The organism is Paraclostridium bifermentans, assembly GCF_019916025.1.
Lineage (GTDB): Bacteria > Bacillota > Clostridia > Peptostreptococcales > Peptostreptococcaceae > Paraclostridium > Paraclostridium bifermentans.
In genome coordinates this window covers 304,450-316,784 of record NZ_CP079737.1, presented here as the reverse complement: position 1 = coordinate 316,784, position 12,335 = coordinate 304,450, and the positions used below count along the sequence as shown (strand labels likewise).

Sequence of the window (12,335 nt, the reverse complement as noted above, 5' to 3'; positions counted from 1 at the left end):
TTATTTTTTTCTTCTATATAATCTATGTCCCGAAGCTCTTAATACATGGTCTGTACTATGGTATACAGGCAAACCTAACCTAGGCGCCACTTGCATAACTGTGTTTGTTCAGTCCTCGCAGTTACCTATTAATACAGCTTCAGCTCCTTGACTCTTTAACTTAAGCACTTTTTCTGCTTGACCTGGGCATATACCTGGTAAATCACATCTAAATCTACCATTTACCTCAGTCATTCTCTTACATTTTTCTTCTGCTACAACTTCAGCACCCATTAAAGATGCAATTTGTTTTAGTCTATCTTCTTGTGCTCCACACTCGCAAGCTATTATTCCTAATTTCTTGCTTTCTTGTGGAAGTGGCATAGATACTAATATTCCACCTAAAGTTTTAGTAACTGGACTTTCTTCTTCACCGTGTCTTCCAGTGAAAGGACCTCCAAGTACTATTTCTCCATATGGTGCAATGAATCCTCCACATTTTTCTATATATGTTATTATAGGCATTCCTATAGGAACATCCATAAATACTTTGCCTTTGTTCTCTGCACCTTTTACTCTTCCTCCAACAGTTATGTCTTTAGTTATAAAAGGTTTTCTTTCTTCTATAGCTTCGACTATACGTTTTATAGTTTCAACATTAGAAACTACAGTTTTCGCTTCTATTGGAAGTTGTCCTGGAACAAGAGTTATTCCTAATAATTCTCTTATTATAACCCTCTCGTCACCAGCTGGGTACATATCTGGTAAATATTTTAATTCTATGTTTGCTTCATTCTTACAAGCTTTTCCTAACGCCATTATGGCTTTTTTGTACTTTGGCTTTACAGCTATATAAGCTTTATCAGCTTTAGTTATATCAAGCATGTATTTTAATCCTTTAATTATTATCTCTGGATTATTTTCCATTAACTCCACATTGTGACCAAGTACTGGCTCACATTCTGCAGCATTTGCTATGATACATCCTCCTGTAAGATCTACATTAAGTTTTACATGTGTAGGGAAACCAGCTCCTCCTGCACCAACTATACCAGCTTCTTTTATAGCGTCTAAGTTACTTTCTGTATCTTTTATTTTTACATACTCATCAGGTTGATTCTCAGAAGCCTCTATTATTATAGAACTTTCTGTAACTTCAACAACTTTACCATAAACACTTGAATGTATATTTGCTCCTAATCCTTGTGGCTCAGCTATAAGTTGTCCTTTTTTAACTTCGCTTCCAACCTCAACTATAGGTTTACATGGCGCACCTACATGCTGTCTTAATTCTATTTTAAGCATCATAGATTTCACCCCCTGACTAATTTTATTTTACACTGTTTTATTATTAGCAATTACCGTGCCAATTATTTTGTTTTAATTATTTTTTTAAAATTTTTGTCGTATTTGTTTATAAAATATCATTTTTCGACAAGTTTTTTGTATTTATCTTCAATATCTACATATATTTTATACCAAATTTCATCAAATTACAACGACAAATTACGTTTTCCCGAGAATAAACGTCATATTTCCGACACTTTTAAGGTTTCATTTTAATTTTTTTATAGTTATTTTTATCACATCCCCCTAACTTCCCTATTTCAAATTGAAAACGTTACAAATGTCAGTTTTTCGTCTAATGTCTATTTTTAGTCACTTCTATATCATACTGTTCAATCTTATAATAAAGAGTCGTTCTTGGTATATTAAGTATTTTAGCTGCTTTTGCTTTATTTCCATTAGTTATGCTTAGTGCAACCTTTATAGTTTTTACTTCTAATTTGCTTATAGCTTTATTAAGGTCTAATGGATATTCTTCATCTACGCTTATATGTTGACTAGATTCAACTATATAAACAGGTATATCATCTTTATCTATTATATCTCCAGTAGATAACACTACTATATTTTCTATCGTGTTTTTTAATTCTCTTATATTACCTTTCCACGTATATCTTTGTAATACATCCATAGCTTCTTTACTTATTTTTAGTGGCTCTCGATTATTTTCTTCACATATCTCTTTTATAAATTTATTAACTAAAAGTAATATATCTTCTTTTCTTTCTCTTAATGGTGGTAAATCTATTTCTACTACATTTAATCTATAATATAAATCTTCTCTAAACTTATCTTCTTCAACTAAATTTTGTAAATTTTTATTAGTTGCAGATATAATTCTAGCGTCTATTTTTATAGTTTTTTCTCCACCTATTCTTCTTACTTCTTTTTCTTGCAATACTCTTAATAGTTTCGCCTGCATGCTTAATGGTAAATCTGCTATCTCATCTAAAAATACAGTACCGTGCTTTGCTAGTTCAAATATACCAATTTTGCCTTTTTTATTTGCACCGGTAAACGACCCTGCTTCATATCCAAAAAATTCACTCTCAAATAATTCTGATGGTATGGCACTACAGTTTACAGGTATAAAAGGACCTTTTCTTTCACTATAATCATGTATAGCACGTGCAAAAACTTCTTTACCTGTTCCACTTTCTCCAAATATAAATATACTACTATTTGTATTCGAAACCCTTTTAGCCACTTCCTTAGCTCTTTCTAATTTATAACTTCTACCTAATATATTATCAAAACTTCCTTTTGATAAGTTTTTTACTTCATCCTCTAAGTATTTTAATCTATCATTCGCCTTATCAAGCTTTCTTGAAAGCTTTTGAGCCTCCGTTATGTCTACTTCTGTACATACAACTCCTACAAATTCCGAATTTATAAATATAGGGTTTGCATCAACTACTCCATAAACATCATTTTCATTATCATTATTTTTGTATATACCACTTTCTCTTGTTTTAGTTCTTAAAACTCTAGCTGATATAGTTCCACTAAGATACTTTTCCATGGATTTACCAACAATCTCTTCTGACTTTATTCCATATCTATTTTCCATAAATTTATTCCAAAGAACAACTTTTCCATCTGTATTTATAGCACATATTCCTTCTTTTATTTCACCTATTATATGCTTAACAGTTATTCCGTAATCTTCTAACTCCATATATAAGAAATCTCTTATATGTTTTTGATTTACGACCCCTATTAACTTTTCATTTTCTAGTACTGGTAATACCCCTATGTTATTTCTCATCATTATGTTTCTGCATTCATCTAACTTTGCATCTTTATTTATACTTATTAGATTTTTACTCATTGCATTTTTAACTAACTCATTTTTATAATCTTTACGTTTTAATGATAGATTACATATATCCGTTAATGATACTATTCCTTTTATGCCGCCGTTTCCATTATCAACCATAACTTCTCTTTCATTTTTACTTACAATCAAGTCGATAGCTTGTCCTAGTGTGATATTTTCATCAACTAAGACAAAACTCTTTCCCATAACATCTTTTACTATTTTAGTTTCTGGTACAGAAAACATTATAACCTCCTGAGAATGAAAATTTTTATAAGTACTATTATACTATATACTTTCTACATAAAATACTTTCTATTTAAATACCTTTTAGAAAATACATAATTAGAAAAAAAGTTATAGGCTTTTGCCTATAACTTTTTTCTAATTACTTTTTAATTTTTGAATTCCATTTGAATCAACTTCATAACCTTCATTATACATTAACTTAGATAGCGGAACTATTTCATATTTTTCTTTTAACTTTGATATTGTTTTTTCTAAGTATTGTTTACTATTTTTTATATCTCCATGAAATAAAACTATAGATCCTGGCTTAACTCCCTTTAAAACTTTCTCTGTAACAAAATTAGGCCCTATTTCCTTCCAGTCAAATGAATCTATATCCCAATTAACTACAGTGTATCCTAAATCTTCGCAAACCTTTAAACTCTTATTATCAAATTCTCCAAAAGGAGGTCTATACATAGTTGTCTTTTCTCCTGTTATAGATTCTATCTTGGATGATGTTGTATTTAATTCATTTTTCAAGTCTGATTCACTTATCTCTTTCATATTAGCATGTGAATTTGAATGGTTTCCTATATCGTGCCCACGCTCACTAATTTCTTTTACTATTTTTTCATTTTCATCTACCCAATTTCCAACTAGAAAAAATGATGCTTTTACATTATATTTATCTAAAGTATCCAATATAGTTTCTATATTAGATGATCCAGATGCTATATCAAAAGTTAAAGATATTTTTTTATCATCAGTTTCTACTTTACTTATTGGCATTTTTTCATTTGACATATTTTCCCCTATGTACCTTACGCTATACACTACCCCAAATACAATTGTAAGCGTAAAAGCAAAAAACAAGAAACTAGATATCAACGATTTAATTTCAGTTATTTTCTTATTCATATCATCCCTCCAATTATAAATACTCTAGTACAAGTTTATTTTTATTTTTTTCAAAAAATTACTACTAAATTAATTTTATTAATTGGGAAAGTTAATTGTAATCTAAAAAAAGGTGGTGTATTTATGACTAATCTAAGAAGTGAGTTTGGAATTTTAAAAGGAAAAGCTGAAGACAATGAAATCAAAAGTGTTAAATTAAACAGTACACATTTTTTAAGAGAAGCTCATGGTATTCAAGAAGGCATTAGAAAAGATAAAAAGATAAAAATAAATAAAAAATTTAAATAAAAAAATTTTTAAAAATGTGAATATAATTTTGGGCATTGGTTAAATTAATACCAACAACAAGATTTTAGAAAAAAACTTGTTGAGACATCTTATAACTTTAAGGAGGAAATTTACTATGTCAACTAAAAAAGCCGTTCCAGAAGCTAAAGCAGCATTAAATCAAATGAAGCTAGAAATAGCTAATGAGTTAGGTTTATCTAACTATGAATCAGTAGATAAAGGAAACTTAACTGCTAGACAAAATGGATATGTAGGTGGATACATGACTAAAAAGCTAGTAGAAATGGCAGAAAGACAAATGTCTGGAAAATAAGTAGTAAATTAGACACCTAGGATTCATAAGAAGGCTACCTGACAAGGTAGCCTTTTTACATAGATAAATAAAATTTTTATATAAGTGCATATATTTAAATATTAAATTCTACTTTTATTTTTATATGTTTTAGTTTAATATAGTAGTTATATAGAAACATTATACGGAGGATGATATTATGTTTGAAAACTCATCTGAAGAATTAGCTTACCATAAGTTATTAATCTTATATGTTTTAGAAAAAGCTAAAATGGATTTAACAAATTCTCAAATAACACAAGTTATTCTTGAGACGGAAGTAATGAATTATTTCTCATTACAGCAATTTCTTTCACAACTTATGGATGCCAAATTCTTAAAAATATATGAAGATTCAAATAGAGAGTATTACACTTTAACACAAAAAGGTATTGAGACTCTAAACTACTTCTTATCTAGAATTCCTTCTCAAATTACAGAGAAGCTAGATGAGTATATAAAATTAAATAAAGAAAACTTATTAGCAGATACTCAAGTAAAGTCAAGCTTTGTCAAGCAAAGTGATAATGAATATATAGTAAATCTACGAGTTATTGAAAACCAATCAAACTTAATAGATTTAAATTTAAACGTATCTTCCGAAAAACAAGCAAAATTAATATGCGACAATTGGAAAAAGAATGCATCGTATATGTATGCTGAAATAATAGAACTACTTATTACAAACAAAAAATAGCCTACACAAAAACTATGGTGGTAGGCTCTTTTCCTACCTTAATTTCATCTATAATCTCATTGTTATCCGTTCCATAAATCTTAACACTATTATTAAAAGTATCAGTCAAAAACAAAAACTTACTATCATTTGATAGTTCTAACCCTTGAGGATTTCCATTTATCTTTATACATCCAATTTCTTTATGTGTTTTATAGTCTAATATTTTTATAGCTTTATAGCCTAAATCTGCTATATATATATGTTCTTTTTTATAATTTACGCATATTTCAACTGGAATTAAAAAATTTCCTATTGTATCTAATATATTTAAGTTTTTTTTATCTAAAATAATTATCTTACCATCTAATGTAGATGTGTATATAATATCCTTATATTTATCTATTTTTATATGCCATGCTTTATAATCTAAATCGACCTTTCGTTCAACTATTTTCTTCTCTATATCTATACATAAAATAGAATCGATACAAGGGACATATAGTTTATTATCTACTTTATCATATGCAAACCCATGAGGCATATTATCAACGCTAATAACCCCTATTGGTTCCAGATTATCCTTATCCAATACATAAATACTATTCGAATCTTCATTAGCTACAAAAAGTTCATTTTTACAAAGCGAAACCTGGCTTAAATTTCCTCCTATAGATACAGAATCTATTATTTTCTCTTTTCCAATATCTAAAACATAAAGAACTCCATCAAACGAACTTGGTATATACATTATGTTTTTATCTTTTTCTATGCAAAAATGGTGAGGATATATGTCTGGTCCTAAATTTATTTCTTTTTCCAATTTAAGAGTCTGATAATCTATTACACTTAAACTCTGTGATAAATAATTAGATGTATATAGCTTCAAAACAAAACCTCCTCGCAATAAAATGTACTATCATAGTATATTGTTTAAAATGCTCGTCTTATTACTTTTTTTACTAACTAGGAAATTATACTTATTAAAAAGTTGTTGATATTCATCTATATTATTTGATATTATTTACTTATCATGTTTTTGGAGGTATTTACAATGAAAGTATCATTTAAACCATCAGGGGTTTGTTGTAAGGAAATGGTGTTTGATATCGATGAAAATAATATAGTTACAAGTGTAGACTTCGTTGGTGGATGTCCTGGTAACTTATTAGGTCTTAAACATCTTGTTGAGGGAACTCGTGCTGATGAAGTTGCAGAGAAATTAGCTGGTATAACTTGTGGAGGAAAATCAACTTCTTGTCCTGATCAATTATCAAAAGCTTTACTTGAACAATTATCAAAATAAAAAATAGAGTTTGTAATTTAAGTATTTTAACTCAGATTACAAACTCTATTTTTATTTATTTACTATTATAGTTCTTACGTTCCCTATCATATATAAAGATCCTGCACTTATTATTACATCATCTTTATTTGATATTTCTAATGCATAGTCAACAGCTTCTTTTATATTTGGTTTGCAAGTTACTTCTATATTATATCTTTCTATTTTTTCTTTAAGTTTATTAGCATCTATAGCCCTTGGATTATCAGGAGTAGTAGTTATAACTTTATTAAATTTCGGTATTAATAAATCTAATACAGATTCTATATCCTTGTCTTCAAGCATTCCTATAACTAAAATTTTATTTTTATTTTCAAAATATTTATCAATAGAATTTGCAAGTGATTTAGCACCTTCTTCATTATGTGCTCCATCTATTATAAACATTGGATTTTCACTTATTTTTTCTATTCTTCCTGGCCACTTAGTTTCTAATAGACCTTTTCTAATATTTTCTTCAGATATATTTGTAATTTTAATATCATTTAAATACTCAATAACATTTAAAGCTACAATAGAATTTTTTATCTGATGTTCTCCTATTAATTTAATTTCTAAATCATTTAATTCTTTTCCATTTATATTACAATTATATATTTGTGAGTTAATATTTGATGATTTTATTTCTATATTTTTAAAATTACATTCTATGTATTTAGATTTTTTTTCAGCACATATATTTTTTATAACTTCACTTGCTTCTTCTTGCTGTGGATATACTATAGTAGGGCAATCTTCTTTTATAATTCCGCCCTTTTCAAAAGCTATTTTTCCTAATGTATCTCCAAGTATACCTGTATGATCTAAACTTATTGAAGTTATTGCACTTACTAAAGGTTTATCGATAACATTAGTTGCATCGTATCTACCTCCAAGCCCAACTTCTAGAGCAACAAAGTCAACTTTTTCTTGGTTGTAATAATAAAATGCCATAGCCGTAACTATTTCAAATTCAGTAGGATAAGAATATCCTTCACTAACCATTATTTCTATTTTTTCTTTTATTAAAGATACTATTTTCCCAACTTCTTCTTCTGCTATATTTTCTCCATTTACTCTTATTCGTTCTGTAAATGTCTCTAAAAATGGAGAAGTATATAATCCTACTTTATATCCACTTTCTTTTAAAATAGATGATATGAAAGAACATGTTGACCCTTTACCATTAGTACCTGCAACATGTATTATATTTAAATTATCTTGCGGGTTTCCTAATAGTTGTAATAATTTTTTTATATTATCTAATCCTAGTCTCATACCAAACTTATGACTTTCGTGTATAAACTGTAAAGCCTCATTATAATTCATATTGTTCCTCCATTGTATAATTAAGTGTAAATTATTTCTAATGTTATTTAATTTCGGCAAAATACTCAATTAATCCTCTTGTTAATAACTTAAAAATTCTATGCAAATTTCTTGTCTGAAAATTTTCAAAAATAAAATTGCCAACTTATATTTTAACTTATATCTAGGTAAGTTATCTATATACTATTTCATATTTTTTCGCTATAAATATAAAATAGCCCATATATAAGTTTTAGCTACATTTCAAAGCATCTTTACTGCTTTGTGGAGCAAAACTTATATATGGACTCTACATACTCTATTATTATATATAGGTTTAATTATTTATATATTTTTCAAATACTTCAGTGAAATCTTTATTGCTATAATTTAATCTTAGCGATTCCATCCAATCTAAGTTAAAGTTAGTTAACTCTTTTACAACATTTACTGCATTTCCATCTAAATTGCATCTTGAAATTGCATTGTTTGCCATATCAAGCCCTTTTGTTCCATCTTGTATAGCAACTTGGTTTTTACCTTGTTGTATTCCAACTTCAACTAAAGCTTTATATAAATCTTTTAATTGCTCTAATTGTTTTTTATCTACATCTATACTAAATGCTTCTTCTCCAAAGCTAAATTTTATCTCTATATCTAAATCTACAGTTCCTGCAGTTTCTAGAGTTACTGAATGTACCCTTTCATAATAAAATTCATGTCTTTTAACAGTTCTTTTTTTACTAATTGCATTAGCTCCGTCTACATGTAAAAGGCCTCTATTTGTAAACACATATTCATCTGATTTTGATTTTATAACGAAGAATATTTTTTCTCCATCTTCATGCATTATATAATCATCACCATCTACTTTATCAAAATCTCTTGGCGATATTATTTTACCTATATCCGATAATCCTAAAGTATCAGCTGCCATTCTTCCAAATAAATTTCCTGCCATAAATACCCCTCCTTAAATTTTATTATTTACTATTATACCCTATAATCCATATTCTTCACATAACTCTTTACCTTTATCCTTATCTTCCCATCATAAAGAGACCCTATATAAATTTTAGCGACATTTCGAAGCATCTTTTCAGCTTTGTAGAACAAAACTTTCATTTTATTCCTACCATAAAGAGACCCTGTTTAAGTTTTAGCCACATTTCAAAGCATCTTTTCAGCTTTGTGGAGCAAAACTTTCATTTTTATCTCCATCATAAAGAGACCCTGTTTAAGTTTTAGCGACATTTCAAAGCGTATTTTCAGCTTTGTGGAGCAAAACTTAAACAGGGTCTCTACTATTTTTACTACTTCATTTTAGCTTCTATATTTTCTATTCTTTCAATAACTGATTTCATCATTTCTTCAAATTTTTCTTTTTTAGCTTTTTCTTCATTAACTAAGCTTTCTGGAGCTTTAGCTAAGAATCCTTGATTAGAAAGTTTTCCGTTTACTCTCTTTATTTCACCTTCTAATTTAGCTTTTTCTTTATTTAATCTATCTAGTTCTTTAGTGAAGTCAACTAATTCATCAAGAGGTATAAATATTTTTACACCATCTATAACAACACTTACAGCGTCTTCTGGTATATTAGTTTCATCTTCAACTATTTCAACTGTAGATGCAGATGCTAATGTTACAAAGTAATCAAGTCCAGCTTCCATAGCTTCTTTTTTATCAGCTGTTGGAACTATTATAACTTTAGCTTTCTTTGATGGTGGTACGTTCATTTCAGCTCTTACGTTTCTTATGTTTCTTATACCATCCATAGTTAAGTTCATCATTTCTTCTTCTTTAGCCATATTGTCAGCTTCATCGTAATGAGGGAACTGAGCTACAACTATACTTCCTTCTACAGTTGGAAGGTGAGTATATATCTCTTCAGTTATAAATGGCATGTATGGATGAAGAAGTTTTAATATTTTTTCTAATACATATGTTAATGTATATAATGCTGTTTGCTTAGCTTCTTTATCATCTGAGTATAATCTTGGCTTAACTATTTCTATATACCAGTCACAGTACTCTGACCAAGCAAAGTCATATATCTTCTGAGCTGCTATTCCTAAGTCAAACTTATCCATGTTATCAGTAACTTCTTTAACAACATTATTAGCTCTTGAAATTATCCATTTATCAGCTAAAGTCATATTTTTTTCTACTGATTCTCTAGTAACACCATCCATTATTTCTTCATCTATGTTCATAAATACGAATCTAGATGCATTCCATAACTTATTAGCAAAGTTTCTAGATGATTCAACTCTTTCCATATAGAATCTCATATCATTTCCTGGAGAGTTTCCTGTAGCTAACATGAATCTTAAAGCATCAGCTCCGTACATGTCTATTACTTCTAATGGGTCTATTCCGTTTCCTAGAGATTTACTCATTTTTCTACCTTCTGAGTCTCTTACAAGTCCATGTATTAATACATGTTCAAATGGAGTTTCTCCCATACAGAACATTCCTGCAAATGCCATTCTTACAACCCAGAAGAATATTATATCGTATCCAGTTACAAGTACACTTGTTGGATAGTAATAGTTTAGCTCTTCTGTTTTATTAGGCCATCCTAATGTTGAGAAAGGCCATAATGCAGATGAGAACCATGTATCTAATACATCTTCATCTTGCTTGAAGTGAGTATGTCCACATTTACATTGTTTTGGCATTTCTTTAGCAACTACTACCTCACCACATTCTTGACAGTAGTATGCTGGTATTTGATGTCCCCACCATAACTGTCTTGATATACACCAGTCTCTTATATTTTCTAACCATTGTAGGTAAGTTTTATCAAATTTATCTGGAACAAATTCTAAATCTTGTTTCTTTAATATGTCTATAGCAGGTTTTGCTAATTCATCCATTTTAACGAACCATTGATCTGATAATCTTGGCTCAACTACAGTTTTACATCTGTAACAAGATCCTACATTGTGATTATGATCTTTTATAGCTATTAAGTATCCAGCTTCTTCTAAGTCAGCTATAAGTTGCTTTCTACACTCATATCTGTCCATACCTTCGTACTTACCAGCTAATTTATTCATAGTTCCATCTTCGTTCATTACGTTTATTTTTTCAAGATTATGTCTTTGACCTACTTCAAAGTCATTAGGGTCATGTGCTGGAGTCATTTTAACTGCACCTGTACCAAACTCTAAATCAACGTAATCATCTGCAACTATAATAAGTTCTCTTCCTACTAGTGGAAGTATAGCATGCTTTCCTACTAAATGAGTGTATCTTTCATCTTCTGGATTTACAGCTATACCTGTATCTCCAAGCATTGTCTCTGGTCTAGTTGTAGCTATTTCTAAAAATTCATCACTACCTGCTATTGGGTATTTTATATGATAGAACTTTCCATCATGTTCTTCATGCTCAACTTCTGCATCAGATAATGTAGTTTTACAATCTGGACACCAGTTTATTATTCTATTTCCTTTGTAAATTTGACCTTTTTCATATAACTTTACAAAGAATTCTGTAACTGCTTCATTACAACCTTGGTCCATTGTAAATCTTTCTCTTTCCCAGTCACATGAATCTCCTAATTGTTTCATTTGGTCTACTATCTTTCTACCAAATTCATTTCTCCAGTCCATAGCTCTTTTTAAGAACTCTTCTCTTCCTATTTCGTACTTAGTTTTTCCTTCTTGTTCTTTTATTCTCTCAACAACTTTAACTTCTGTTGCTATAGATGCATGGTCTGTTCCTGGTTGCCATAAAGCTTCATAACCGTCCATTCTCTTCCATCTTATAAGTATATCTTGTAATGTATGGTCAAGAGCATGCCCCATGTGTAATTGCCCCGTTATGTTTGGTGGGGGAAGCATTATAGTAAATGGCTTTTTATTTGGGTTTGGCTTAGATTTGAATAAACCTTCTTCTACCCACTTTGAATATAATCTTGATTCAAAGTCTTTTGGATTATACGTTTTTGGTAAGTTTGTATTTTCCATGTAAATTCCTCCTATTTTTTATTTTATATACATAAAAAAGAGCCCTTCATCCTATTTAAGGACGAAAAGCTCGCGTTACCACCTTAATTTTATATAAAGTTTTTAATCAAACTCTACATAACACTTAATAAATTTAA

The 12,335-nt window shown here is 29.2% G+C and carries 11 protein-coding genes and 1 other annotated feature (1 of these 12 running past the window's edge); of the genes, 4 read left to right on the top strand and 7 right to left on the bottom strand.

What is annotated here, in order from left to right; genetic code table 11:
• The 3 genes from prdC to KXZ80_RS01740 form a co-directional block, all read right to left on the bottom strand.
• Positions 1–1,287 carry a proline reductase-associated electron transfer protein PrdC gene (gene prdC, locus KXZ80_RS01750; protein WP_173391677.1) on the bottom strand — a complete coding sequence of 429 codons (1,287 nt, stop codon included), beginning with the start codon at positions 1,285–1,287 and terminating at the stop codon, positions 1–3.
• A 334-nt stretch (positions 1,288–1,621) separates the two neighbouring features.
• Positions 1,622–3,391, bottom strand: coding sequence for a sigma-54 dependent transcriptional regulator PrdR (prdR, locus tag KXZ80_RS01745; RefSeq protein ID WP_021434106.1), 1,770 nt, complete (start codon positions 3,389–3,391; stop codon positions 1,622–1,624).
• 138 nt (positions 3,392–3,529) lie between these two features.
• Complete coding sequence (locus KXZ80_RS01740; protein ID WP_038285934.1) at positions 3,530–4,294, bottom strand: polysaccharide deacetylase family protein; 765 nt, start codon at positions 4,292–4,294, stop codon at positions 3,530–3,532.
• Positions 4,295–4,417: 123 nt separating this feature from the next.
• Between KXZ80_RS01740 and KXZ80_RS01735 the strand changes: the two genes are divergently transcribed.
• From KXZ80_RS01735 to KXZ80_RS01725, 3 genes are all read left to right on the top strand, one after another.
• Positions 4,418–4,582 (top strand): hypothetical protein, encoded by a 165-nt coding sequence (locus KXZ80_RS01735; RefSeq protein ID WP_021434109.1) that lies wholly within the window; start codon positions 4,418–4,420, stop codon positions 4,580–4,582.
• Between the two features lie 115 nt (positions 4,583–4,697).
• Positions 4,698–4,895, top strand: coding sequence for an alpha/beta-type small acid-soluble spore protein (locus KXZ80_RS01730; protein WP_021430292.1), 198 nt, complete (start codon positions 4,698–4,700; stop codon positions 4,893–4,895).
• 178 nt (positions 4,896–5,073) lie between these two features.
• Positions 5,074–5,610 (top strand): DUF4364 family protein, encoded by a 537-nt coding sequence (locus KXZ80_RS01725; protein WP_021430274.1) that lies wholly within the window; start codon positions 5,074–5,076, stop codon positions 5,608–5,610.
• A gap of 1 nt (position 5,611) precedes the next feature.
• Here KXZ80_RS01725 and KXZ80_RS01720 read toward each other — a convergent pair whose 3' ends face one another.
• Complete coding sequence (locus tag KXZ80_RS01720) at positions 5,612–6,478, bottom strand: YncE family protein (RefSeq protein ID WP_021434110.1); 867 nt, start codon at positions 6,476–6,478, stop codon at positions 5,612–5,614.
• A 165-nt stretch (positions 6,479–6,643) separates the two neighbouring features.
• Here KXZ80_RS01720 and KXZ80_RS01715 point away from each other — a divergent pair, with 165 nt between their 5' ends.
• Positions 6,644–6,895, top strand: a complete 252-nt coding sequence (locus tag KXZ80_RS01715) for a TIGR03905 family TSCPD domain-containing protein (RefSeq protein ID WP_021434111.1) — start codon at positions 6,644–6,646, stop codon at positions 6,893–6,895.
• A 51-nt stretch (positions 6,896–6,946) separates the two neighbouring features.
• Here the strand turns inward: KXZ80_RS01715 and KXZ80_RS01710 are convergent, their stop codons facing one another.
• The 3 genes from KXZ80_RS01710 to KXZ80_RS01700 all read right to left on the bottom strand — a co-directional run bounded on the left by KXZ80_RS01710 (position 6,947) and on the right by KXZ80_RS01700 (position 12,198).
• Positions 6,947–8,242 carry a bifunctional folylpolyglutamate synthase/dihydrofolate synthase gene (locus tag KXZ80_RS01710; RefSeq protein ID WP_021434112.1) on the bottom strand — a complete coding sequence of 432 codons (1,296 nt, stop codon included), beginning with the start codon at positions 8,240–8,242 and terminating at the stop codon, positions 6,947–6,949.
• Between the two features lie 316 nt (positions 8,243–8,558).
• Positions 8,559–9,182, bottom strand: coding sequence for a PH domain-containing protein (locus tag KXZ80_RS01705; protein ID WP_021434113.1), 624 nt, complete (start codon positions 9,180–9,182; stop codon positions 8,559–8,561).
• Positions 9,183–9,534: 352 nt separating this feature from the next.
• Positions 9,535–12,198, bottom strand: coding sequence for a valine--tRNA ligase (locus KXZ80_RS01700; protein ID WP_021434115.1), 2,664 nt, complete (start codon positions 12,196–12,198; stop codon positions 9,535–9,537).
• Between the two features lie 54 nt (positions 12,199–12,252).
• Positions 12,253–12,335, bottom strand: a binding site (T-box leader); it runs 148 nt beyond the window's last position.